This is a genomic window from Methanocaldococcus jannaschii DSM 2661, from assembly GCF_000091665.1.
In the GTDB taxonomy this organism is placed as follows: domain Archaea; phylum AGJL01; class Methanococci; order Methanococcales; family Methanocaldococcaceae; genus Methanocaldococcus; species Methanocaldococcus jannaschii.
This window is the reverse complement of sequence record NC_000909.1, coordinates 1,228,257-1,253,036: the sequence shown is the minus strand read 5'-3', so window position 1 is coordinate 1,253,036 and position 24,780 is coordinate 1,228,257. Positions and strand designations below refer to the sequence as shown.

At 29.6% G+C, this 24,780-nt stretch carries 28 protein-coding genes and 1 pseudogene; 20 read left to right on the top strand and 9 right to left on the bottom strand.

Features of this window, described 5'->3' with window-relative positions; all coding sequences use genetic code 11:
* Positions 1-5: 5 nt before the first annotated feature.
* The 5 genes from MJ_RS06980 to MJ_RS06960 are packed head-to-tail and all read left to right on the top strand — an operon-like array spanning position 6 to position 4,124.
* Positions 6-449 carry a nucleotidyltransferase domain-containing protein gene (locus tag MJ_RS06980; protein ID WP_010870822.1) on the top strand — a complete coding sequence of 148 codons (444 nt, stop codon included), beginning with the start codon at positions 6-8 and terminating at the stop codon, positions 447-449.
* Positions 425-883 carry a HEPN domain-containing protein gene (locus MJ_RS06975; RefSeq protein ID WP_010870821.1) on the top strand — a complete coding sequence of 153 codons (459 nt, stop codon included), beginning with the start codon at positions 425-427 and terminating at the stop codon, positions 881-883. The genes MJ_RS06980 and MJ_RS06975 overlap by 25 nt, the downstream gene beginning before the upstream one ends.
* 11 nt (positions 884-894) lie before the next feature.
* A complete protein-coding gene (locus MJ_RS06970; protein ID WP_064496783.1) occupies positions 895-2,385 on the top strand; it encodes a 4Fe-4S binding protein in 1,491 nt (496 codons plus the stop codon).
* 7 nt (positions 2,386-2,392) lie between these two features.
* Positions 2,393-2,896, top strand: coding sequence for a 4Fe-4S binding protein (locus tag MJ_RS06965; RefSeq protein WP_244409544.1), 504 nt, complete (start codon positions 2,393-2,395; stop codon positions 2,894-2,896).
* Between the two features lie 46 nt (positions 2,897-2,942).
* Complete coding sequence (locus MJ_RS06960) at positions 2,943-4,124, top strand: ATP-binding protein (RefSeq protein WP_064496782.1); 1,182 nt, start codon at positions 2,943-2,945, stop codon at positions 4,122-4,124.
* A 262-nt stretch (positions 4,125-4,386) separates the two neighbouring features.
* On the opposite strand, the gene bioA is transcribed toward MJ_RS06960, so the two are convergent.
* The 4 genes from bioA to MJ_RS06940 form a co-directional block, all read right to left on the bottom strand.
* Positions 4,387-5,772, bottom strand: coding sequence for an adenosylmethionine--8-amino-7-oxononanoate transaminase (bioA, locus tag MJ_RS06955; RefSeq protein WP_064496781.1), 1,386 nt, complete (start codon positions 5,770-5,772; stop codon positions 4,387-4,389).
* A 5-nt stretch (positions 5,773-5,777) separates the two neighbouring features.
* On the bottom strand, positions 5,778-6,422 hold the full coding sequence (gene bioD, locus MJ_RS06950; protein WP_064496780.1) for a dethiobiotin synthase: 645 nt from the start codon (positions 6,420-6,422) through the stop codon (positions 5,778-5,780).
* Positions 6,423-6,567: 145 nt separating this feature from the next.
* Positions 6,568-7,686: an 8-amino-7-oxononanoate synthase gene (bioF, locus tag MJ_RS06945; protein WP_010870815.1), complete on the bottom strand. Its 1,119-nt coding sequence runs from the start codon at positions 7,684-7,686 to the stop codon at positions 6,568-6,570.
* A 12-nt stretch (positions 7,687-7,698) separates the two neighbouring features.
* Positions 7,699-8,400: a 6-carboxyhexanoate--CoA ligase gene (locus MJ_RS06940; protein WP_064496779.1), complete on the bottom strand. Its 702-nt coding sequence runs from the start codon at positions 8,398-8,400 to the stop codon at positions 7,699-7,701.
* A gap of 59 nt (positions 8,401-8,459) precedes the next feature.
* On the opposite strand from MJ_RS06940, the gene bioB reads away from it, so the two are divergent.
* From bioB to MJ_RS06925, 3 genes are read left to right on the top strand one after another with little or no spacing between them, the layout of a single operon-like run.
* Positions 8,460-9,527, top strand: coding sequence for a biotin synthase BioB (gene bioB / locus MJ_RS06935; RefSeq protein WP_209320026.1), 1,068 nt, complete (start codon positions 8,460-8,462; stop codon positions 9,525-9,527).
* 14 nt (positions 9,528-9,541) lie between these two features.
* Positions 9,542-10,198 (top strand): histidinol phosphate phosphatase domain-containing protein, encoded by a 657-nt coding sequence (locus tag MJ_RS06930; RefSeq protein WP_010870812.1) that lies wholly within the window; start codon positions 9,542-9,544, stop codon positions 10,196-10,198.
* Positions 10,199-10,207: 9 nt separating this feature from the next.
* Positions 10,208-11,065 (top strand): fumarate hydratase, encoded by an 858-nt coding sequence (locus MJ_RS06925; protein ID WP_010870811.1) that lies wholly within the window; start codon positions 10,208-10,210, stop codon positions 11,063-11,065.
* Positions 11,066-11,172: 107 nt separating this feature from the next.
* Here the strand turns inward: MJ_RS06925 and MJ_RS09785 are convergent, their stop codons facing one another.
* The 3 genes from MJ_RS09785 to MJ_RS09775 all read right to left on the bottom strand — a co-directional run bounded on the left by MJ_RS09785 (position 11,173) and on the right by MJ_RS09775 (position 14,378).
* Complete coding sequence (locus MJ_RS09785; protein ID WP_010870810.1) at positions 11,173-11,868, bottom strand: hypothetical protein; 696 nt, start codon at positions 11,866-11,868, stop codon at positions 11,173-11,175.
* A gap of 46 nt (positions 11,869-11,914) precedes the next feature.
* A complete protein-coding gene (locus MJ_RS09780; protein ID WP_010870809.1) occupies positions 11,915-12,628 on the bottom strand; it encodes a hypothetical protein in 714 nt (237 codons plus the stop codon).
* Positions 12,629-12,719: 91 nt separating this feature from the next.
* Positions 12,720-14,378, bottom strand: a complete 1,659-nt coding sequence (locus tag MJ_RS09775) for a hypothetical protein (protein ID WP_010870808.1) — start codon at positions 14,376-14,378, stop codon at positions 12,720-12,722.
* Positions 14,379-14,591: 213 nt separating this feature from the next.
* On the opposite strand from MJ_RS09775, the gene MJ_RS06905 reads away from it, so the two are divergent.
* Genes MJ_RS06905 through MJ_RS06860 form a run of 12 tightly spaced genes read left to right on the top strand, consistent with a single transcriptional unit; the run spans position 14,592 to position 23,291 of the window.
* Positions 14,592-15,314: a hypothetical protein gene (locus MJ_RS06905; protein ID WP_010870807.1), complete on the top strand. Its 723-nt coding sequence runs from the start codon at positions 14,592-14,594 to the stop codon at positions 15,312-15,314.
* 12 nt (positions 15,315-15,326) lie between these two features.
* Complete coding sequence (locus MJ_RS06900) at positions 15,327-16,265, top strand: hypothetical protein (RefSeq protein WP_010870806.1); 939 nt, start codon at positions 15,327-15,329, stop codon at positions 16,263-16,265.
* Positions 16,262-16,759: a hypothetical protein gene (locus MJ_RS06895; RefSeq protein ID WP_010870805.1), complete on the top strand. Its 498-nt coding sequence runs from the start codon at positions 16,262-16,264 to the stop codon at positions 16,757-16,759. Before MJ_RS06900 ends, MJ_RS06895 begins: the two co-directional genes overlap by 4 nt.
* Positions 16,760-16,761: 2 nt before the next feature.
* On the top strand, positions 16,762-17,133 hold the full coding sequence (locus MJ_RS06890) for a hypothetical protein (protein ID WP_010870804.1): 372 nt from the start codon (positions 16,762-16,764) through the stop codon (positions 17,131-17,133).
* A gap of 5 nt (positions 17,134-17,138) precedes the next feature.
* Positions 17,139-17,888, top strand: coding sequence for a hypothetical protein (locus MJ_RS09770; RefSeq protein WP_244409398.1), 750 nt, complete (start codon positions 17,139-17,141; stop codon positions 17,886-17,888).
* A gap of 23 nt (positions 17,889-17,911) precedes the next feature.
* Positions 17,912-18,724: a type II/IV secretion system ATPase subunit gene (locus MJ_RS09765; protein WP_010870802.1), complete on the top strand. Its 813-nt coding sequence runs from the start codon at positions 17,912-17,914 to the stop codon at positions 18,722-18,724.
* Positions 18,717-20,456 carry a type II secretion system F family protein gene (locus tag MJ_RS06880; RefSeq protein ID WP_244409543.1) on the top strand — a complete coding sequence of 580 codons (1,740 nt, stop codon included), beginning with the start codon at positions 18,717-18,719 and terminating at the stop codon, positions 20,454-20,456. Before MJ_RS09765 ends, MJ_RS06880 begins: the two co-directional genes overlap by 8 nt.
* Positions 20,457-20,459: 3 nt before the next feature.
* Positions 20,460-21,014 (top strand): hypothetical protein, encoded by a 555-nt coding sequence (locus tag MJ_RS06875; protein ID WP_010870800.1) that lies wholly within the window; start codon positions 20,460-20,462, stop codon positions 21,012-21,014.
* On the top strand, positions 21,011-21,376 hold the full coding sequence (locus tag MJ_RS06870) for a hypothetical protein (RefSeq protein WP_010870799.1): 366 nt from the start codon (positions 21,011-21,013) through the stop codon (positions 21,374-21,376). The genes MJ_RS06875 and MJ_RS06870 overlap by 4 nt, the downstream gene beginning before the upstream one ends.
* The gene (locus MJ_RS09760; RefSeq protein WP_010870798.1) at positions 21,364-22,026 is read left to right on the top strand and encodes a hypothetical protein; all 663 of its coding nucleotides are present in this window, start codon (positions 21,364-21,366) and stop codon (positions 22,024-22,026) included. Before MJ_RS06870 ends, MJ_RS09760 begins: the two co-directional genes overlap by 13 nt.
* Complete coding sequence (locus tag MJ_RS09755; protein ID WP_244409396.1) at positions 22,002-22,514, top strand: hypothetical protein; 513 nt, start codon at positions 22,002-22,004, stop codon at positions 22,512-22,514. The genes MJ_RS09760 and MJ_RS09755 overlap by 25 nt, the downstream gene beginning before the upstream one ends.
* A 12-nt stretch (positions 22,515-22,526) precedes the next feature.
* Positions 22,527-23,291: an A24 family peptidase gene (locus MJ_RS06860; RefSeq protein WP_010870796.1), complete on the top strand. Its 765-nt coding sequence runs from the start codon at positions 22,527-22,529 to the stop codon at positions 23,289-23,291.
* On the opposite strand, the gene MJ_RS06855 is transcribed toward MJ_RS06860, so the two are convergent.
* Together MJ_RS06855 and MJ_RS09360 are read right to left on the bottom strand one after the other, a co-directional pair.
* Positions 23,268-24,326, bottom strand: a complete 1,059-nt coding sequence (locus tag MJ_RS06855) for a transglutaminase-like domain-containing protein (RefSeq protein WP_010870795.1) — start codon at positions 24,324-24,326, stop codon at positions 23,268-23,270. The two genes, MJ_RS06860 and MJ_RS06855, sit on opposite strands and share 24 nt — an antisense overlap.
* A 16-nt stretch (positions 24,327-24,342) precedes the next feature.
* Positions 24,343-24,643, bottom strand: a pseudogene (locus MJ_RS09360) (hypothetical protein).
* Positions 24,644-24,780: the final 137 nt, after the last annotated feature.

The following is a 24,780-nucleotide window of genomic DNA, read 5'->3' as shown; positions in this document are numbered from 1 at the left end:
AAATAATGGATGAAAAAATGTTGAATAATATTTTAGATGAATTTCTACAAAAATGCAAACAAAAATTTGGAGATGATTTAATTTCAATTATTTTATTTGGTTCTTATGCAAGAGGCACTGCTGTGGAGTATTCAGATGTTGATTTATTAGTTATTGCTAAAAATTTACCAAAAAGAAGGATTGACAGACATAAAGTTTTAAGGGACATAGTATTAGAGTTTATTTATAGATATGGGATTAACATTTCTCCAATATTGGTAGAGCCAAGGGATTTATCACTGAAGAGTATAAATCCGTTGATTTGTGGTATTTTAACTGGATATAAAATAATATATGATAGAGATAACTTCTGGAAAAATTACCTTGAGAGAATAAAACCGATTATTAAAAGAATAAAGCCAATATTTATCGATGAGGAGAAAGAATGGAAGATAGCGGATTTAATATAAAGTATGCTAAGCTATTCATAAAAAGGGCGGAAGAGGATTTAGAAGTGGCAAAAGTTCTACTAAAAACAAATCACTATCCAGATTCAGTCTATCACTCCCAACAATGTGTTGAAAAAGCTGTAAAAGCAGTTTTAATTTTAAATGGAATTATTTTCAGAAGACATGTAGTTTCAGGAGTGTTTAGGAATGTCATCTACGAGATGAAAATTGAGGATTCATGGAAAGAGAAATTACTAAATCTAATACCAAAAATAGAAAGCTTAGAAGAACATTGGGTTATGCCAAGGTATCCAGAACCGTATTTTGGAGAACTTTGGAATCCATTGGAAGAATATACTAAAGAAGATGCTGAAGAATGTTTAAAAGATGCTGAAAATGTGTTGGAAGTAATTAAAGACTTTTTAAAAGAGAAATATGGCTTAAAACAAATTTGAGGGGAGGAAGGATGATTATAACTATATTAGATGAATGTAGGGTAGAGGAGAAATGCCAATCCTGTCCTTTCTCACAAACATCCAAGTGTATGGAAGCTTGTCCAACAGATGCAATATTTTTATTAAATAATAAAAGTTTTAGCTGTTTAACATGCGGAGAGTGTGCAAGAAACTGCCCAAACAAGGCAATTAAGAGGAATGAGTTTGGAGGCTATTATGTAGATAGAAGGAGATGTAACGGTTGCGGTATATGTGCCAACGTCTGCCCAATTGGAATTATAAAGATTGTAGAGAAAGATGGAAAAAAATTCCCAATGGGAATTTGCTCAATGTGTGGCGTCTGTGTTGAGGTTTGCCCTTACAATGCAAGAGTTAGCTCTTATGAATTGTTAAACACAAAGAGAGAAGGCTTAGCAGAGAGATACTTAAAAGTTTTAGAGAATCTTATGAAAGTTAAATTATTTAGAGCTGAAGAAAAACCAGGAAAAGTTGTTGAAAAAGTAGAAAGGAAATCTATTAAAATTGATAGAGATAAATGCGTTGGATGCTTAAGATGCTCTTATTTATGTCCAAGAGATACTATAGTCCCAGATTCTATAGATGCATGCACATCCTGCAATTTGTGTGGAGAGAACTGCCCAAAAGATGCCATTAAAGATGGAGAAGTAGATTATAATAAATGCATTCTCTGTTTAAAATGTGTTGAAATCTGCCCTAACGATGCTTTAAAAGTTGAAAACTTTAAAGTTATTAAAGTTAAGGAAGATAAAACATCCCAACCAACAAGTTATTGTATAAATTGTGGGTTGTGTGCTGAACACTGCCCAAGTGGAGCTTTAAGGTTTGAGAATGGACATCTATATTACAGCCCAGATGTTTGTTGGAAATGTATGGAATGCGTTAAAATCTGCCCTAACGATGTTAGAAGAATTAAACAGGACTTTCGCAGATTATACATCCATAAAGGAAATTTGATGCCAAAGGCATCTATGGGCAATAATAAACTTTACTCCTGCGAAAGTCCTGTAGATGATAGAGTTGTTGGAGGCTGCTCTCTATGTGAAATTTGTATAAATAACTGTCCAGAAGAAGCAATATCAATAACAACAGTTAAATTGGAGAAAATTAAAGATGAAAACTGCATACTCTGTGGAACATGCTCAAATGTATGTCCAAGAGACGCTATAATAATAGACAGAAGTAATGGAGAGGTTTTATTTACTGATAATTGCATAGCTTGTGAAACATGTGCTATTCACTGCCCAAGAGATGTGATTCCAAACACAACTGGCTATAAAAAGGTTGTTGATAGAGAAAACTCATTTATTAGAACTGATATGGACTTCTGTATAAAGTGTGGTCTCTGCAACAAGGTCTGCCCAAATAATTGCATTGATTATGGAGTTATTGATAAAGAGAGATGTGAGTTCTGTGGAGCTTGCTACAATATTTGCCCAACTAAAGCGATATATCTACATAGAAAATGGAAAGTGAAAGAATAAAATTTTGGTGATTGAGTTGGCTGAACTAAAGAACTTTGCCAAGATATTTTTAACCGGGATATATGAAAATTTGGAGAGAATTATCTTTGGGTCTGGAAGATACACAAGCTTAGAGATGAGAAACGCTATACTAACTGGAACTGTTAAGATTCCAAAAACCGTTATTGAAGAACTCTGCATTGGTTGTGAGGGATGTGCCAACGTCTGCCCAACTAAGGCAATTGAGATGATTCCAATTGAGCCCGTTAAAATAACAGATAACTATGTTAAAGATAAAATACCAAAAATTAATCCAGAAAAATGTGTATATTGCCTATATTGCCATGACTTCTGCCCAGTTTTTTCTGTGTTTAATGAAATATCTCCAATACATCCAAGAGATGTTGGTGAAGAATATATAGAGATTGATATATCAAAATTGTTACAGAAAAAAATTGAGATTTCTGAGGAGCAAATTAATAAGATTAGCTCATTGTTATCAATTAATTTGAGGAGAATTATTAAGGATTAAATTTACTATATATTCTCATTTTATAATGGGAATTTTGGTGATTTTTATGAAATTCTTCAATAGAGAGAAAGAAATTCATAAAATCTTATCTATTATAGAAGGAGAACCAAATTTGATTTATTTCATCTATGGCTCCATAAATAGTGGAAAAACTGCCTTAATAAATGAGATTATTAACAATAGATTAGATAAAAATAAATACATTGTGTTTTATTTTGATTTGAGGGAGATTTTTATCTCTAAATACGATGATTTCATTGAAGTTTTGTTTGAGGAATATGAAGGAGATAAAAGCCCTATAGAAGTAATTAAGGCAATTATCAATGACTTACCTTCATTGTATGGCATTCCCATACCAAAAAATACTCTAAACGAGATTTTTAAAAAGAAAACAACTAAAAATGTTTTTAGATATATAACCAATGTTTTAATGGACATTAAAAGAGAAGGAAAGCAACCAATAATTATTATTGATGAACTTCAAAAGATTGGAGACATGAAAATTAATGGATTCTTAATCTATGAGCTATTTAATTACTTTGTATCTCTAACCAAGCATAAACACCTATGCCACGTTTTCTGCCTAAGTTCAGATAGCTTATTCATAGAGAGAGTTTATAATGAAGCAATGTTGGAGGATAGAGTTGATTATATTTTGGTGGATGACCATAGAGGGGGCTACGCCCCCTCTATTGGTATACTCCCCCAGATAGAAAGTGGGGTTGCCTTTGGCAACCCCGCTCTGGAGTATAGCAATAGAGGCTTTGCCTCTATGCGAGGTGAATATATCTTAGTGGATGATTTTGATAAGGAAACTGCCTTAAAATTTATGGATTTTTTGGCTAAAGAGAATAACATGAGCTTAACTAATGAAGATAAAGAGTTAATCTATAATTATGTAGGGGGAAAACCAGTTTTAATAATAAAAGTTATTGATAAGTTGAGATATGAAAATTTAAACGATATTTTAGATTTTATGCTTAAGGATGCTACTCAAAAGTTAAAATATTTCTTAGAGGATGTTAAAGAAGAAGATGAGGAACTTTATAAAAAAGTTGTTGATGCATTAAAATTATTTAAAGAAGATTATGAAATAGAGGATATAAAAATACCTAAAAAAATTAGAGAGTTTTTAATTAAAAGAAATATCTTATTCTTAAATCCAATAGAAGGGATTTTAAAGCCTCAGAGTTTTTTAGTTTGGAATGCTATAAAGAAGGTGTTATAAAATAATAGAAAATAACTATTCATTATTTACTAGTCGGCTTCCTTTATAGCATCATATAAGGAATCATATAGATAAATAATCTCCTCGAAACTTTTAGAAAAAGTTTCATTAAAACTCGTCCATTTAACCAATTATCAAAGTTTTATAATTAAATAAGGCACTTATAGAAGCCCTTTGGGCTTCTAAATATTCCTTAATTAGATAATTTAGCTTTGATAATTGGTTATAAGTTAGGGCTTTCAGCCCTAATTAATGTCCATTATTACAGGTCAGCTTCCTTTATAGCTTCATACAACGCATCGCATAGATAAATAATCTCTTTCTCAGTTATTGACAATGGTGGGACTAAGATAATAACATTACCAATTGGTCTCATGTAGATACCTTTTTCTAACAGCTTTTCAGCAACTCTGTAGCCAGCTTTATAACCGTAAGGGTAGGGTTCTTTAGTCTCTTTATCTTTTACAAGCTCTATTCCGACCATAAAACCCCTTCCTCTAACATCTCCAACATGCTCAAGTTCCTTTAATTTCCTTAATTCTTTATGGAAGAGCTTTATTTTTGGTTGGATATTCTCTATCACATTCTCCTTCTCAAAAATCTCTAATGTTGCTAATGCAGCAGAGCATAGAAGTTGGTTTCCAGTGTATGTATGACCATGATAGAGTTGCTTACTCTCTCCAAACTCTCCTAAGAATTGGTTATAGATTTCATCAGTTGTTAGAGTTGCCGCTAATGGCAAATAGCCTCCAGTTAATCCCTTTCCAAGACAAAGGATATCTGGCTTCTCCAACTTTTTTAGCTCTTCATTATCACAGAAAAACATCTTCCCAGTTCTTCCAAATCCAGTAGCTACCTCATCGAGGATAAAGATTACATCATTCTCCTTACATGCCTTTGCAACTCCTTCAATATATCCATCTGGATATGGAATCATTCCAGCAGAACCCATAATTCCTCCTTCAAGGATAACACAAAATACTTCCTCAGCATGTTTTTCAATTAAACTAATCATCTCATTTAAACATTCCATTTCACAACCTTTTTCATTTCTCTCATCAGTATCTTTAAAGTTGTGGTATTTGCATCTGTAGCAGTAAGGAGGATTTGCATGATAGCCTTTAAACAATAAAGGCTTAAAAACCCCATGGAATAATTCACTCCCCCCAACACTCATTGCTCCAACAGTGTCCCCATGATAGCCTTCTTTAACTGAAATAAATTTAGTTCTTCCCTTATCTCCTCTTAAAACATAATATTGATAAGCCATTTTAATTGCTATTTCAACTGCCTCTGCTCCATCTTCAGAGTAAAATACCTTTGTTAAATGCTTTGGAGTTATATCCACCAATTTTTTTGCCAATAAAATTGATGGGACGTTTCCACAGCCTAAAAGTGTTGAATGGCAGATTTTATCAGCTTGATTTTTTATTGCTTCAATTATCTCCTTTCTACTATGTCCAAATAGATTACACCATATAGATGAAACAGCATCCAAATACTTATTTCCATAAATGTCAATTAAATAATTGCCCTCTCCTCTCTCAATAATCAAGTTTTTTGATTCTCTATATTCTTTCATCTGTGTGTATGGATGCCAAATATATTCTTTATCCCATTTTTCAAGTAAATTTTTATCAATGTTCATTTTATTCACCTCAAAATCTTTTCAAAATCAATCTCAAAATCTTCCCTACTTTTAACAATCCCAATTATTTCAATGTTCCCAACTTTTTCTATTGTTTCAAAGGTTTTTTCATAATATAAAACTTCACTTAAATCAGTTATACAGTTAATAATAACTCCTCTAACGTTAATTCCTTTATTCCTTAAATGTTCAACAGTTAATAGTGTGTGGTTTATAGTCCCTAAATTAGGTCTTGAAACAACAACTGCATCTAATCCTAAAAACTTAATCAAATCACTCATTAAAAAATCTTCTTTTATTGGAACGCAAACTCCTCCAGCTCCTTCAACAATCAAAAAATCATATTTTTCTTTTAAAGTTTCATAAGCATTTTTTATTTTCTCTTTTATCTCATCCAAAGTTAAAGGGGAGTTTTCAACGTCAAACGCAATATTTGGAGATAGGGGAAGTTTTAAATTAATAGGATTCATTAAATCCAAATCATCATCTGTATTTAAAATATTTTTTAAAGTTAGAGTGTCTTCTCTCCCTCCTGTCTCAACCGGCTTTAAATATCCAACGTTAATGCCCATTTTTTTCAAATTCTCTGCTAAAATTGATGAAACGTAAGTTTTCCCTATACCAGTGTCTGTTCCAGTTATAAATATCATTTTATCACCTATCAAAATTTTTAATCTACTGTTTAAATAACTTACCACAAAATGATAATCGTAATTATTATAATTACAATTATCATTGATATAGGAAACCAAATAAATGCTTATTTTATTTAATAAAAACTAAAAAAGAGAAATATCAGTCACTACTATAAACCTCTTTAATCCTCTCACACAACAGTTCAAAATCCTCTTTTTCATGCCCAACATTTATGCTAACCCTTATCCTCTCCAATCCCTTAGGAACAGTTGGATATCTAATTCCTACACAAAAGATATTATTTTTTATTAAATGTTCTGCTATTTCCATGGTTTTTTCTTTAAAAATAAATGGATAGATTGGAGTTAAGTTATCTTCTTTAATAAATTCATATTTTTTAAAAACTTTATTTGCTATTTTTATGTTTTTTTGAAGCTTTTTAACTATATCTGTTTTTTCAATAATCTCAAAGGCCTTAATGCAACCCTCAACTACATGAGGAGGTAGAGCAGTTGAGAATATAAAACTCCTCGAAGTGTTTATTAAATACTCTACAACCTCCTCAATTCCACAGACAAAGCCTCCTAAACCACCAATTGCTTTAGATAAAGTTCCAATTTGCACTATGTTGTCAGAAGGTTTTAAATTAAAGTGCTTTAATGTTCCTCTCCCATCTCCTAAAACTCCAGTGCCGTGTGCGTCATCAATAATTAAAATGGCATTAAATTCATCAGCTATCTTCTTTAAATCCCTCAAAGGAGCTATATCCCCATCCATACTAAAAACTCCATCAGTTACAATAAAGAGGTTGTTATATTTCCCCCAATTCTCTTCAATTAAGTTGGTTAAATGCTCAACATCGCAATGATTGTAAATTAAAACATCTGCTTTACTCAACTTGCAACCATCAATGATAGAGGCATGATTAAGCTTATCACTCAAAATTAAATCTCCTTTTTTGCACAATGCAGAGATAACTCCAACATTCGTTGCATAGCCGGATGAATAAACTAAAGTCCTCTCCGTCTCTTTAAATTCAGCTATCTTCTCCTCCAATCTTTGATGGTTTATATTTCCAGAAGTTAATCTTGAGCCGGTTGAACCAGCCCCATATTTTAGCCCTTCTTTAACTGCTTCAATAACCTCTGGATGCTTTGATAGGCATAGATAATCATTTGAAGAGAAATCTAAAACTCCATCATCTTTTTTCCTTAAAAATCTATATAATCCGTTGTTCTTTATAATTTCAATCTCTCTTCTTAATTTCTCCCTAAACATAAAAATCCCTTTTTATTTTATAATAAATGGTTTGTTTTCTAATTTGTTGATTAAATCCTCTATATCAACATCATCTTTAACAAAAAATACCCTTCCTCCACTTTCTCCCTCTTTTTTTAAATTTGTAATTCTAAAGTATCCCTTTTTAGTTGCTACATAGCCAGTTGTGTAGCTTTTATTATCCGATGTGCAGAGTTCTGCAATAACTCCCAAATGAATAACCTTAGATGCTATGGCAATGGCATCGACAGTTCTTTCTGTCCCTAAATTTTCTTTTAAAATCTTCTCTTTCAATTCCTTTGTTGTATCTATGTTTTTAACTCTAACTCCTCTCTCCTTATCTGGCTCTAACCTCTCTCCCTTTAAATTTAAAATTGCTGCTCCTCTCATTCCCCCTTTATCAATAATCTCATAAGCATAATCTATAACGCTATCTGGGATGCCTTCATTTCTTAATATTTTCTTTGCCGTTTCTCTTGCCTCTTCTTTATCTTTACAGTGTATTGTTTTTATTGGCAAGTGGTTAATGTATGTTATCTCTTCTTTAATCTCTTCAATCTTTATATTTATAAAGTCTGGAGTTCCATTTTCATGAGTTAAAGCCCTTCTTACAAGCTCCTTAACAGTCTCTTCAATCTCATCTTTATTTACAATTCTCTCAGCTCCAGAGATGTGTTTTCCATTCTTCGATGCCCTCATCTTTATACTATACATAACAATCACCAATAAATTTTAAAAGTTAATGTTTATTTATTGTATATAGGGTGATTTTTATGGAGATTGAAACTTTTTTAAAAAAATCTCTAAAGAACAAAATAGATTTTGATGATGCCCTCTATTTATATAATAACTTCAGTGCTATAGATTTGTTATATTTGGCTTTTAAAATAAAAAATAGGATAAAAAATAATAGCAAAATTAAATTATGTGCTATAATAAATGCAAAAAGTGGAAAATGCAAAGAGGATTGTATTTTCTGCTCTCAATCAATTTATAGTAAATGCAACATCCCAATATATCCATTAAAATCTAAAAAGGAGATTTTAGAGTATGCTAAAAAAATCATCGATGAATGTTCTAAAATTTCCTCATCCATAGAACGTGGGACATTAATTGGGGCTGAAAGCCCCAACTTAATGGACGTGGGGTATCCCAATAGGGGGTTTCCCCTATGGGTAGAGAGATTCAGTATAGTAACAAGTGGCAAAAAAATTAATGATGATGAATTCATTGAAATTGTTGAAGCTATAGAGCTTATAAAGGAAGAAACAAATTTAAAAGTGTGCTGTTCTTTGGGTTTATTGGATAGAGAAAAATTAAAAGAACTAAAAAAATTGGACGTTAGGATTCACAATAACTTAGAGGCATCAAAAAACTACTTTAAAAATATCTGTTCAACTCATAGCTATGAAGATAAAGTAAAAGTTATAAAAGAGGCAAAAAAACTTGACTTAGAGGTTTGTAGTGGTGGAATATTTGGACTTGGAGAGAGCGTAGAGGAGAGAATAAAGATGGCTTTTGAACTTAAAGAGTTAGGGGTTGATAGCGTTCCAATAAATATTTTACATCCAATTGAAGGAACTAAAGCTTATGAAAAAATAAAAAATGGAGAGATTAAGCCAATAAGTGTCTCAGATGCTTTGAAATTGATAGCGTTATATAAAATAATTATGCCTTATGCAGAGATTAGATTGGCTGGTGGGAGAATATACAACTTAAGAGACTTCCAATCTTATGCCTTAATGGTCTTAGACGGATTAATGGTTGGGAATTATTTAACTACAAAGGGAAGATGTTTAGAGGATGATTTAAAGATGATTGCTGATTTCCACAGTTTATAAAATGAGGTGATATTTTGAGATTTGATTTTCATACGCATACGGTTTTTAGTGATGGAGAGCTAATTCCTGCTGAATTAGTTAGAAGGGCAAGGGTCTTAAAACATAGGGCTATAGCTATAACAGACCATGCTGATTTTAGTAACTACAAAGAGCTTATAGAAAAAACAACAATCGCTAAGGAAGAGCTAAAAAAATACTGGGATGATATCATAGTTATTGTTGGTGTTGAGCTAACCCACATCCCACCAAAATCTATACCAAAGATGGCTAAAAAAGCTAAAGACTTAGGGGCTGAGATTGTCGTTGTTCATGGGGAGACGGTAGTTGAGCCAGTTGAGGAAAAAACTAATTACTATGCCTCAATATCTGAGGATGTTGATATCTTAGCCCATCCTGGCTTTATTGATAAAGAAACTGCTGAAAATTTGAAGGAGAATGATATATTTGTTGAGATAACTTCAAGGAGAGGACATAACATAACTAACGGCTATGTGGCTAATATAGCAAGGGAGTTTGGATTAAAAACTTTGATAAATACTGACACCCATGCTCCAGAGGATTTAATAGATGATGAGTTTGCAAAAAAGGTTGGTTTAGGGGCAGGATTAACCAATAAAGAGTTGGAAAATACTTTATTGCATTATCCAAAGGAGCTTTTAAAGAGAATTTGAGGTGAAAGAATGAAAATCTCCGATGTTGTTGTTGAATTATTTAGAGAGGCAGCTATTTATCTACCAGAAGATGTAAAAAATGCTTTAGAAGAAGCATATAAAAAAGAAAGTAGTGAAATATCAAAAAACACATTAAAAGCAATCATAGAAAATAACAAAATAGCTGAAGAAACGCAAGTTCCTCTATGTCAAGATACTGGTGTCCCAATAGTATTTTTGAAAATTGGAAAGAATATAAATTCATCAGAAATAATGAAAATCATTGAAGAAATAAAAGAAGGAGTAAAAAAAGCAACGGAAGAGGTTCCTTTAAGACCTAATGTAGTTCATCCTTTAACAAGAGAGAATTTTAAAACAAATGTTGGCTTAAATTCCCCATTCATAAATATTGAGTTTGATGAAAGCTTAGATAGAGAGATTGAGATAATTGCATTTCCAAAAGGGGCAGGAAGCGAAAACATGAGTGCTTTAAAGATGTTAAAGCCCTCTGATGGAATAGAGGGGATAAAAAACTTTGTTTTAGAAACAATTGCAAATGCTGGAGGAAAGCCATGTCCTCCAATAGTTGTTGGAATAGGCATTGGGGGAACTGCTGATGTAGCATTAAAATTAGCTAAAAAAGCACTGCTAAGAAAAATAGGAGAGAGACATAGGGATAAAGAAATAGCTAATCTTGAAAAAGAGTTGTTAGAAAAAATAAATAGCTTAGGAATTGGAGCAATGGGTTTAGGAGGGGATATAACTGCTTTAGATGTTTTTATTGAGATTGCTGGATGCCATACAGCTTCTTTACCTGTAGGAATTTGTATTCAATGCTGGGCAGATAGAAGGGCAATTAAAAGAATAAAATTGGATGCTAAATTATAAGTGTCTTTCAAACTTCTTAGATAACTAACGCACTAATAAACGCCTTCCTTTGGAGGTGTTCAAACCTTCTTCAATAAATTTTATTGATTTGAAAAAAATAGAATAAATTACATCTCCTTTTTAATATCTACTACTAAAAACCCTCCAATTGATAAGTTTTCTGGTTTATATATAATGAAATATTGCCCTGGAACTTCATTCTCTGGTATTTTGAATAATCCAAGGTATTTATTTTTTCCAGTTTTTATTAATTCTATTTTGTATTTTTTATTTGTTGGGGATAGTATATACAAATTATTGCCAATATCTATCTCAGAAGATATTTCAATTCTTACTGTGTCCCCTAATGAATAAATTACATCAGATATATAGATTTTTGGAGGTTTTGGTAGTTTTATGGTTTCTTTTTTCTTAGGTTTAGGTTTTTCTTTAATTTTTAATTTATAGAGAATGGATGCAATTATAGATATTACCTTTGGACGTGTTGGTTCATACATTAATAAGCCGATTATTGTTATAATCAATCCAATAACGAATAGGATTATTAAATCCTTTATTAAATTTAGCAAATATGGGTAGGGCGATATTTTTTCTTTAATGAATATTTTATTTAAGTTTTCAATATTAAATGGTAGATATTCATCGAAACCTGTAATTTTTATAAGAGCATATACTATTTCTAAATCTTTAGAGAGATTTGTAAAATCATATTTACTAGTTCTATTTACCTCAGTTTTAATATTTGGTGGTAGGGTGATATTATTTTTAATTTCATTTGTTTCCTTTCTGGTTTTATTTGTCATTTTTCCTTTTTCAGTTTGGTTGTATATTTTAGTTTCGTTTGTTATATTAATTATATTTGTTAACTACTGTTTCATTAATAGAAGTTTTAATTTTATTTAATTTTTTGAAATAAAATGTTTTTTTGAATTTTTTTATCGTTGATATATTATTAAGTAGTTCAATGCTTACAGTTATATTGTTTCTATCTTTCCCAACATAAAACGGAACTTTTGTCTCTTTATATGGGTAGATTGTTATTATTTTGGAATATTTACCTATTGTAGCATTAACCTTTATAGGAACTTGATAATTATGAGATAGTGTTAGATTTGCCCAAGGGTCTGAAGGATTGTATTCTAAACCAAATACTACCGGATAGGTGACCATAATTGGTTTATAATATAGAGGAATAACTGCCTCCCCAGTTTTAGCATATATTATTAAATATCCCTCTAATGAGTCATTGAATAAAATTTCAAGATTAACTTTTCTATAATTTCCGTAAATATCGATGGTTTTCTTTTTACTACAGTTTATTAATCTGCCATTTTCATCCATTGCAGAAGCCCAGATTTCTATATCTTTTAAATCTGGAACAGCACTTTTTAGAGAAACTGTAACATTAACAGGATATCCAACAATTGGCTCATACTTCACAAATCCCTGCGTTCTATTTCTTATTTTTATAAAGACAGTGTAATTGTGCAGATATACATCCTCACAAGCAATTATTGGTCTTGATTTAATAATCCTTGTTACTACACACTCTCTAACTCCCATATTTGTAGCAACGTGTATGTAGATAGGGCCGTGTATTCCTTTAAAAATAGCGTTTTTATATTTACAGGAATCTCTTCCATTGTTCCAATTTTTAAATACTTCTCTTCAAAATAGTATATTTTTTAATATCGTCTGGGACTGTTATATATACTCTTGTCTCAACGCATCTTCCAACGACTTTCTTTAAGCTAAAAGATAAATTTTGAGGATATCCAACAAATATCTCATCATTTAAGTTACTGCATAGATAAACTGGTGGAGTTGGAATTAAAGATAAATTTATACTTATATTTTTCTTAATGATGTAGTATTTTTCATAAGGTGGAGTTATAGCAGTAACTATAAATTTGAGTTTAATTTTTCCATCGTGAGATAAATCTTTTGCATTAATTTTTAATCCACTAAATTTAATAATATTTACGCAACTTTTGTTAAGCTCCACTTCTTTTGAGTAGGTTTTATTATAAATATCCTTTATCGATATATTCGCATATATCTTTTTATTTAAGTTATTTGTTACATTAACATAAACATCATAGAATATGCTTTCATCAACAAAATAGTAATGTTCTGGATAATTCTTTACTTCTAAACTATTTATCTTTATTGGCTTAGTAAATGTTTTATAATAAAAACTTTCCATATTTCCAGTTTTACATAACACAAATATTGTGAAATTTTCATCATAAGGGTTTAACGCTGATGTATTAAGTTTAACTGGAATTGAGTATCCATCATTAAATTCTTTTGCTAAAAAGTATTTATTTATTGTTTTATTATTTAATATGAGATAATTATCTCCCTCTTTTTTACATAGAAATACCTGTAGAGTTCCATAAACATCATAATCAACTGTATTATTCACATCAACATCAAACCAGTTTGAATATGCATAGTCCCCATATTCATCCTCACATCTAACATTATATACATACAGTGGGCAAGCTATTTCTACATTATAGACCTTTATCTCATCTCCAAATAGAGATTTTAAAATTACAGTATTACCTTTAACTGTTTTTTCAGTTGAATAATGATTATCACTAACTGCCTTTACTGTTATCGTGTATTTTCCAGAATAGTAAAAATTAACTTTTATGGGAATTATAATTTTGGATTTTGGAGGAACATAAACGTTAGGCGTCCAAGATTTTATTATTAAGCCATTTGACGGAGGATTTGATTTTATTATTTTGTTGTCTTTAATGATGTAATAAGTTCCTTGTAAAGATGCCGTAAATGAAATATTAACATAGTGAGGAACATAATCGTTGTTTCTTATAGTTACATATACAAAATCGTAAAAAGGAGGATATGGGTAGGGACATATTTCAAACTCTAAACCCTCTATCTCTATCTTTTTAGTTACTTCTTCTTCAGGAACTGGAACTTTGCTGTTATATGCATAGGTTATATTTATTTTTTTATAAAAAGTATAGGTTATATTATTACTTTTTATTGTTACAAATACTGTATGAACTCCTTTTTCATTAAACACCATCTTCTTTCTAATAAACATTAGAGAATATTTTGGGATTGAGTAATTAAACATCTCCACTTGCGTATCTATTTTGTTGTCTATATATCCAATTATTGATATATTTGCATTAATGTTATTATCTGGATTACTTACTGTTATTATTAGATATTGCGAGCTATCGCTGTAATCAATATCCTTTATCTCTAAGCCATTAACTGTGATTAATGCTAAAGACAGTGCAAATAATAATACGATATATTTGAATTTCATAAATGTGACACCTAATTTTATATATTGTAATGTGCTATGTAATAATAATGTTTAAATATATATGCCATAATACCGCATTTATATTTAAAATATCATACTACAATAATCAAATAATTAATAAATTTTTTATAGTTAAGATAATCTTAAATATCATAAAATTTACTTTATTGCCCATATACATAAACACTTACATAAACTTAATGGTGAAGTTTAATGAACAAGTCGGGAATGTCCCTAATAATTACAATGTTATTATTAATAGGAACTGCAATTGTCATCGGTGCAGCTTATTACGCTTGGAGTAACAAGGTATTTAGCGACACTACCGAAAAAATAACCCCAACAATAAAGTCATCGATAGGGAATATCATAAAACCTATTGAAATTTCTACAATTGAAACATACTATTTTACAAATCTTGATTTAAATGGAGATTCCCGGATAACAAATAACCCAGAGGAGCGATTTATTCAAACAATAAAATTAGAATTTATAAACAATATTGATGAAGATTTAAATGTAAATACAAGAATATACTGCTTAACTCCAAATGTTTCCTGGGCATCAGTAAATATAGATGATAGCAGTAACAATTTATTGTTGGATAGAGATGAAAACCCTTACAATTATAGCGGACAATATGTTTATTTTAATGGAACAGTGTATTATTCCTCAATGAAATTTTATGATGAAAATGGAAAACTATTCTATGCTGCTGCTTCTAATGGAAACGCATTGAATACTTCAAATTTGCTTGATTTAATTGATTTAAATTGTCCAACAGAGAGTTTTTTATTGAAGGGGAATTCTAAAACAGATATAAATTATTACATCCTAATAAATAATACAAAAGTTCCAAATACAATAATATTTGAAATCATTGCTTCAACGAAATATGGAGACGTAGAGAAAAAAATAACATTTGAAATTAGTTAAAAAGGTGATAGTATGAAAAAGGCAATTTATTTGTTAATTTTATGTATTTTTGGATTATTCTCTGTTTATTTTACTTATGCTGAGAATATTTCAGATATTTCAAACACAACCTCTAAAAACATCTCAAGTTCAAATATTTCTCACAATAATATAATCTACAGTAATATAAACTACAACGAAATTCTATATATTATTGTAAAAAACAATACTGCCTATGTTAAAGATGTAATAAATGGGACAAACAATCCATATCACATAAAATCCGCTGGAATTATTTTGTATGAGAAAATATATGGATACAACTATTCTAATTTACTATATAGAAACTCTTCAAATTCTCTTATATTCTACTACAATTTTAGTGTTGATAAAATAAATTACACAATAAACATAACGATTCCTCAAATTGAAGATTATGTTGGCTCCCTTGGAGGACCAATTAGAATGAGGATTCCACCAAATAATGTGAAAATAATCATAGTGGCGGAAAATAAATTGGCTGAGACGAATGGAAAATATATCTTAGAGTATAATAAAACAGATAAAAAAGTTATAAGTTTGATTTATTTAGATAATGTCTCCTCAATTTGTAATATTTATTATACAAAGTTCTTCAATAGTTCAGAATTTTATGGATATGCAGTAGCAAATGTTACATCAATTACAGAAAATAGGACATCTTACACTATCAAAAACCCAAAAGGGACATTTACATTTGATAGAAAATATAATGTTTTTGTTTCAAATAAAACTGCCTATTTAAAAGAGCCGTATTTGTATGTAAAACTTTATAATTCGACAATTGATGATATAATAATATTAGAAAATAATAAAATCTCTGAAAACTCTACGAAATTCATGAGTAATTATTTATTAAGCTTTATTGGAATTATTATAGGTTTTGGGATAATAGGATTGGCTATTTATTTGAGTAAAAGGGGAAGAAAATGAATACATATCTATCTACTCTTTTAGTTTTAACTACAATCTTTGCATTATCAATTATTGCCTATGAATGGGGAATTAACATAATAGACACCACTTTAAATCAGGTTTCAAAAGAAAAAGAAAAAAATCGTATAGAAATTATAAAAAATCTAATAAATGATGTAATATACAGTGGTGTAGATTCAGAAAGGACATTTGATGAAACTAAGATTACTTTAAAAGAAAATAATGTTAAAATTTCTAATGGGACAAAGTATGTATCATTCAATATCACAACCATTGAAGGAATTGATTATGATGTTTATCTTGAAAAAGGAACATTATATATCTTTATCTACAACATCTCCGCTCAATGTCCAAATGTTTATTATATCAAATATACAAATCTATCAATTTATGAGTTTGGAGGAAATATAACAATAAACTACTCCGATAATTTGAGGCATTTCTATGTTAATAACTCAAAGGTTTATGTTTATAGCTTATTGATGGGATAAATATGCATATTATTGCAAAATCCATTCTTCTTATGGCAGTTTCATTTTTGGTTATTATATTTACCTCTACAATTTACTCTGAATTAATTGAAATTGGAAAATATAGGTATATTGACAAGGTTGATAGGGAAATAACTTCAGAAGTTATGAATGCAGTAGTTTTAGCAAATGAGGGGAATATAACTCTCTACAAAAAAATAAACCTAAATTGCAAGGTCATATTTGAAAATAATTCATTTACAATAATTTTCCAAAATAAAACCTATGTTCATAAGTTTAATAACAACATTAGATTCTTTAAAAATGAGATTTCTGACATTTCTAAAATCTCATGTAAAAAGGTCAATAACACCTATATGATTTATATAGAGTGATATTTATGGTAATAAAGAAAATATTTGGTGAAAATTTTAATTTTAACAAAAATATAGACATTAAAAAAATTTTTAAATTAGACAAAAATGTAAAAAAGGATAGAGAGGAAAATGAAAGTTATTTGGATGCTTTAAAAGAGATTTATGAAGAAATTAAAAATCTTGAAATTTATGAAAAAATGACGATTGGTATGGCGGAGATTATAATTGGTTATGATAATGTAGAAAAAACAAAAAAGTATATTGTTATTGAGCCAATTCTAACAAAAGAAGAGATAAAACTATTTTTAAAACTAAGAAAAGTTGTTCAGGCATTATTGGATGTTCCAGTTGAAGAAATAGACAAAGAAAAGTTGGAGGATTATTTAAAAGAAAAAATTAAAGAAATTTTTGACGATTTAAAATTAACATTGGATGATGTAACAAGACATAAGTTAATTTACTTTTTAATTAAATACCTCATTGGATATGGGAAAATAGATGCTCTTATGAAAGATGAGAATTTGGAGGATATCAGTTGCACAGGTGTTGGAAAGCCAGTGTATGTGTTTCATAGAAAATACGAACATTTAAAGACAAATATAAAATTTGAAACTGATGAAGAATTAGACTCGTTTTGTATATCCTTAGCCCAAAGGTGTGGAAAATCTTTAACATTGGCTAATCCAATAGTGGATGGTTCTCTCCCAGATGGTAGCAGGCTAAATGTAACCCTTGGAAGGGATATCTCAGATATGGTTCAACATTTACAATAAGAAAATTCACACACACTCCTATATTGCCAACAGATTTAATAAGATATGGGAGTATTTCTCCAGAGATGCTTGCATATCTTTGGTTACTCATTGAATATAAAAATTCTATTATGGTTGCTGGAGAGGTAGCTACTGGAAAAACCACCCTTTTAAATGCATTCTCTCTTTTCATCCCTCCTCAAATGAAAATCGTATCTATTGAGGATACTCCAGAAATTAGGTTGTATCATGAAAACTGGATTGCTGGAACTACAAGAAGTGGATTCGGTGGAGAAGAATATGAAATAACTATGATGGATTTATTAAAAGCGGCTTTAAGGCAAAGACCAGATTATTTAATTGTTGGAGAGGTTAGAGGTGAGGAGGCGAAGATATTATTTCAAGCAATAACTACAGGACATTTGGCGTTATCAACGATACACGCAAAATCCCCAGAGGCAGTTATAAGGAGGTTGAATGCTGAACCAATGAACATTCCAAAGATTATGCTTGAACAACTAAATGCCATATGTATGCAGGTTAGATTGATTTATAAAGGAAGATTTGTTAGAAGAACTAAGAGTATAACTGAGATTGTTGAATACGACCCAAAAATTGATGATATTATATTACATGATGTTTTTAGGTGGAATCCTGAAGATGATACATTTGAATTTTCTGGAGAAAGTTATTTGTTAAGAAGAATAGCTGAGTTCATTGGAATTTCAGAAAAAGAGATTATTAATGAACTTCATAGTAGAGCAGAATTTTTGAGGAATTTATGTAAAACAAAACCAAATTTTGAAGAATTTGTTAAAAAGATATGTGAGTATAAAGAATATCATAAAGGTGATTGAATTGGATTTTTTTGCCAATTTAAAGTTAAGGTATTATAAATTGGCTATGAAACTTTTTAAAATAGAGGATGAGAAATTTGATGAAATTTTATTAAAAGCAGGTATGAATGCAGTTTCTTCCACATATCTGCCTGTAGTATTTTTAACATCTATAATATTAGGGTTAATTATCTTCATAATTTTTTTAATAGTATTTAATATATTCTATGCAATTTTTGGGCTTATTGGAGGGATTTTTATTGTTATTCTTATTGGGGTCTTATATCCTTATGTCTTAGCTGAAGAAAAGGCTAAAAGTATAGATGAGAATTTACCTTATGCGTTTGCCTTTATCTCTGCCTTATCTTCAGCAAACATTCCTGTAGTGGAGATATTTACTTCTCTATCAAAAGAGGATATTTATGGAGGGATGAGTAAAGAGGCAAAAGAAATAGTTAAGGATACGAAGGTATTCAATTATGACATTATAACAACATTTTTAAGAAGAGCAAGGATAACACCAAGTAAAAAGCTGTCTTCAGTTTATTATAATATAGTAGCCTCTTTAATAGTTGGGGCTGAGATGAAAAACATTTTTCATGAAATATATGAACGATTGATGGAAGATAGAAAGTTGGAATTATTTGAAGCTATTGAAAAAGTTGAGATACTGTCTGAGTTTTATGTAATAGCATGTGGTATGATTCCTCTTTTTGTTGTTATGACAGTTCCTGTAGCTTCATCCATTAGTGCAATTTTACAAACCGCATCACTTTTTGGAGACCCAAAGCTACTTCCACTGACCTTTTATTTATGGGTTCCAATAGCATCAATAATTTTTATGGGATTGGTTTATGGAATACTACCAAAAGACTTCAAATTAAATGTTTCTTTATTAGATGTTTTAAAAGAATTTGATGAACCAGAGATAGAAGGCATAAAAATGAAATTTAAATGGAAACCAGTTCATTTTATTACTTTGTTTTTTTGGATGCTTTCTATAATTTCTTTTATGTTGTTTTTCATTAGAAAATCAATTTTTAAGTTCCATGGAACTGATTTCTTAATGTTTGGAATTTTGTTTCTTATACTTCCTTTTATTTTAACAAGCTATTGGCATTTTATTATTGAAAATCAAAAGGAGAGATACTACCCTATATTTTTAAATGATTTAACCATGGCTGTGAGAAGTGGTATGGATATAATTAGAGCGATGCAGGTCTGTGCAAGAACGAACTATGGGCCTTTAACAAAAATTGTTAAAAAAATGGCTATTCAGATGTCTTGGGGAAGGCCTGTGAATGAAGTATTTGCCGATTTAGAAAGAACAGAAAAATCTTTAATTGCAAAAAGAATCGCCTCAATATTAAAAGAATGTGCCGTCTCTGGTGGGGATGTAAAGGATATCTTAACCTCAGTTACGGTTCATGCATACAAGTTAAGTGAAATGAAAAGGGAGATAAGTGCAAGGCAGTTTATATATGTGGTTGTCATCTATCTCTCATTTTTCCTGTACATTGGGACATCGTACATTATGGTTCATTCCCTCCTGCCAACATTATTAAAAAATATTCATGGTTTGAGTGTTGAATTTTATAAAAACTATTTATTCCAAGGAATTTTGATATATTCCATATTCTCTGGAGCTTCTTTAGGAATACTTACTGAGAGGTCGATTATTGCTGGAATAAAGCATATATTACTAATGTTGATTGTTGGATATATGCTGTTTAAATTTTACATTGGGGGATAATAAATGGAATTGGACTATTTACTTGCAACAGCCATGTTTTTAATTGTATGTGTCTATGTTATATCTGAAACCGTTAATTTACATAGTGTTTATGATATTGAAGAAGCTAAAAAAGAGTTTTTAATGTATTATAATGATTTAAAATATAATTATTCAATTTCAAAGGGAGATTTAATTTTTAATTTTAAAGTTAATAAAATAGGATATGTTATTGAGGGATTTGTATTCAAAGACACATCTGAAAGTAGAGAGTTAATAAAGTATCTTGAAAACTTGAATGGCTCATACATTATTGCATACTCCCCTTCTAAGGATGAATTCATTATAACAAAAAATCATGAGTTTTTAAGAATTATAGGGCATTATAATATTTCTGCAAAATACAAAAAAGGAGAGTATGGGGATATTGAGATAATATATCCAAAAAACTATTCTATCAACTATAGGGAATTCCAAGGTATTAGTTGTAATAAGTTGTTTGAAGTTCCGTTCTATATAGTTGATAAAAATGAAAACATAACTCTCAAATACTACGGCATTTTAGAAGTGGGAAGATGATACTTAACAATAAAGGGTTTATTAGAATCTTAGAAGCTACAATTGCAGGTATTATGGTTATATTAGTTTTTTCTTATTTGGTAATGTCCCAGAATTTTGATTATAATCTTTCTTTAGAATTTATTGGATATAATGCATTATACTCTGCACATATTGAGGAGGGGGATTTTGAAAATATCTCCTCCCTCTACAAAAAAATTGAACTGCCAAGTAATGTAGGTTATGGATTTGAGATTTACAAAAATGGGAATTTAATTTATTCTGATGCAAAAAATGGAGTTGTTGTTGAGAGAAATTTTATATTTGAGAATAACACCTCAGTAAATTTTTATAAGTTAAGGTTGATATTATGGTGGAGATGAATAAAAGAGGGCAGTTTTTTATTATTGGTGGAGTTATTTTATCCATTGGATTAATATTGTTTTTCTTACTTGGTTTTAACTCCTATACTTCTGATGGCTCTTATTTAACAGTATTTAAAATGAAAGATGTCAAAAACTCTATAGAAAGCTGTTTAATAAACTCTTTAACTTCAAACTCAAATTTAAGTAAAAATTTAGACATGCTAAAAAATAATTATAAAGATGAAGGCATTGAAATTAATTACAAAAAAATAATATTTTCTAATATAAGATATGAGGCAAAAAACTTAACATTCAATTTTTCACTATACAATGGAAATTTTTCTTATAACATATCAAATTATGGATTTGGAGGGGCATTTAACGGAAGTTTAAACGTATCAAATTATGTATTCAGCAAGAATCTATTGTTAAATATCTCTGAAAATGGCTCAGTTACTGGGAGTTTTAATATAACTGGAAGTTATGTTAATGTATTTGTTTATGATAGATTTGGAAATTTGATACTTAATGAAACCATTTATAATAATTCCAATGAAAAATCGTTATATTATTATATCTTAAATGTATCAAAAGAAGGGATTTTGCTATATTTATTATGGCAAAGGATGTTTTTAACAACTCATTGGCAGAAAATGTATCCTTTATAAATACAAGTGGATATTACAATAACTCTGAGAATGTAACATATATAAACATGTCAATGAATGGAAGCTTTTCTGGAATATTATATGTTAAAAGTTCATATAAAAACTATACTATAACAATTAATGAAAGCGGTAATTTTGTCTTTAATGATACAACTTCGCCAATTGAAGTTGAGTTGTTAAATAACTATTCAGATGTAATTCTTAACTATAATCTTAATGAGAGTATAAACAATTTTAGTGACACTTCTTATCTCATCCTAAATGAATCCTGCAAAAATAGCTATTTCAATGTCATTTATGGTAATTCACCAATGCTTTATGTTTCTTTGCATGATGAAGATTTTAATCACAACATAACAATTTTTAATCCACAAAAAGGAATATCTTCTAAGGGATTTGTTTTGACAGATATTTTTATAACGACTCCAAGGATGTTTTATTCATCTTTAAATAATTCTTTTGAATATCAAAGCTGGAACATTAATTAATTTGGTGGAAGTATGGATTTGGGTTATTTATATGGGTTGATTTGCTCAATATATGGGGCAGTTGAGGATTGGAGAAAAAGAGAGGTTACTGACTTTTTATGGATATCTATGCTCTGGGTAGGAGTTTTTATTCATCTCCTATATAATAAAAGTTTATTACTATTTTTTATTGAGATTTTTGCTGTTTTATTTATTACCCTATCTGTTAGATATGAAAAGTTTAATAAGTTAGTTTATATTGGAGTGTTTTTATTTTTATTGTCATTTATTTTGTTTAAATCATACTTTGCGTTATCTTTTTTAGTATTTTATTTGATTGGAATTTTTTTATACTACCTTAATTTTATGGGAGGAGGAGATTGTAAATTTTTAATGGGGCTGAGTTATTTAAAAGGGATGTTCTTTACCTTCATTATTTTTTTAAATGCAATACTTTTTGTCATCCCCTACTGTATATTTATCTTATTAATAAACCTAAAAAATGGAAATCATAAAAGATTAAAGTTAAAGAATTTACCATTATTGTTTATAGCTTTAAAAAAAGATATAGACAAAGTTAAAAAATTTGAGACCATTATGGGGGATGATGAAAACCTTTCCTTAATTCCCAATATAAATGAAGAAAAGGAAGAGAAAAAAACATACAAAGGAAAAGTTTGGGTTACTCCTCAACTCCCTTTTTTGGTTTTCATATGTCTTTCTTATATTTTGTATATTGTCTCTCCTTTTCCGTTGATTTTTAAAGTAATAGAATTAGTTATTAAATCTCATTTCTAAGAGGTTTATTAAATCCCCATATATTGCAATTCCTGGAACTTCTTTTTCTTTTATTAATTTTATGCCATCCCTTTCTTTTACAACTCTAAACATTACAATGCTGGCGATTCTCAAATTGTCTTCAAATGTTTGGGCAGTATATTCGTTAATTGGAATCAAATATGGCTGTTGGTCTATAACAAAGTATGTATTATCTATTTTCACAGCAACTGAAGCATGATAGGATGAGATTTTTAATGATGAGGTATTATATAAAGCAACATCTAACATATAAGGGATTATATTATCATTTAGCAATAGAGCGGAGGTTAATGTGGCGTAATCTAAACAAACTCCTTTTTTTGTTTTTACCGTTTCTGATGGGGTATTGTACTCATCCCAGCTAAATTTTCCACTTTCTATTTTTTTACACTTATCATAATCATACTTTATGTTGTTTGCTACCCACTTTGCTATATTTTCAATAGTAGCCTTTTTATCCTTTCCTTTTAATTTATAAGATAGGGATTTAACTTTTTCAATTTCTTTTGGTGTTAATATATTTTTTTCAATAAAGTCTCTAAAATATTCACTATTAAGAGACGTGCTGTAAATATTAACTTTGTTTGAGGTTTCACATATAATTGGGTTTTCTGGAATGTCGTTTAGATTAGCAAATGTTATTATTGATGCATAAGTTCCCTGTATATCAGAACCAGCTAATAGAATGACTGTATGTCCATTTATTATCTGTTTTTCAATAATCCCTTTATTTTTTCCTGGAAAGGTTTTATTTATTTTTATTTTAAAGAATCCAATGTATTTTTTTGTTAAAGGATTTTCTTCTGGATTGCCAACTAATATTGTATCTTTTGTAATTGTTGTTTTGTTATCTGCGTTTAAGGGGGTTATAATCTCTGCAGTTTTTACAAATTTTTGAAGTTCAACAGATGTTAATGTGTAGTAGCAAACATGATTAACATCATAGATTTTTTCATAAGCGTAGATATTTTGGAGTATTAAAAATATAAAAAATATTAAAATAATCTTCCTCATTCTATCACCGAGGTTGTCAAGTTAGTGATTTCACCCAATTATAGAACATCATGAAGCTTTTTATCCAACTAACAACCGTATCGAATTTACTATTACTTGGAAATCTATTTAAAACCTCTTTAATCTTATGATAATAAATTCTAATCGATTCGTGACTTATATCTTCGAATTTGGAGGGGGATAAACCACTTTCCTCAATGATAATCCGAGGTAGTATAAAAGCCCTGCTAAGATTTTAACCTCTATCGATTCCTATTCCTTTTAAAAAGCTTCCTCTCTACGATTCTCTCCTTTATAACTTCTATCGTGAGCCTCATAGTTTATTATTTTTTATCAATATTTAATAAAAACTTAACTTAACAATCTCATAAACAATATCACAATATAAATATTGTTTTTTTATTAAAATAGTAATATGTATTGTTATATCATAATGTTAATGAGGAGGCTTTGC